The organism is Nocardia cerradoensis NBRC 101014 (assembly GCF_000308535.1).
GTDB lineage: Bacteria > Actinomycetota > Actinomycetes > Mycobacteriales > Mycobacteriaceae > Nocardia > Nocardia cerradoensis.
The window spans coordinates 1-350 of record NZ_BAFW01000271.1 but is presented as its reverse complement, the minus strand read 5'-3'; the positions used below and the strand labels follow the sequence as shown (position 1 = coordinate 350).

The window sequence follows — 350 nt, the reverse complement described above, 5'->3', positions numbered from 1 at the left end:
CCGAGTAGATCTGGGCGCGGATGGGGATCTCGGTCGACAGGTCGAATCGGTACCGGGCCAGTTCTGCCAAGGCGTCGGTCAGGTCTTGCTCGGGCAGCGCTACGACTGCTGCGCCGTCGCGTCGCCACATTCCTGTTCGTGCGGGCAGTACTTGTTGGAAGGGCACGCCGTCGGTGGCGGGGAAGATGGTGCGCAGTGATTCGTGGCGGGCCAGGACGTCATCGAGGGCGGCGTCGAGTGCTTCGGTGTCCAGTGGTCCGTTGATCCGGAATGCGATGGGCATGTTGTAGACCGGGGAGTGGCCTTGGAGTTGGTCGATGAACCAGAGTCGTTGCTGGGCATACGACAAC

The 350-nt window shown here is 63.4% G+C and carries 1 protein-coding gene; it reads right to left on the bottom strand.

The features are described from left to right. On the bottom strand, window positions 1-350 hold a 350-nt coding region (locus ON23_RS27920), incomplete at both ends, for a condensation domain-containing protein (RefSeq protein WP_039781865.1).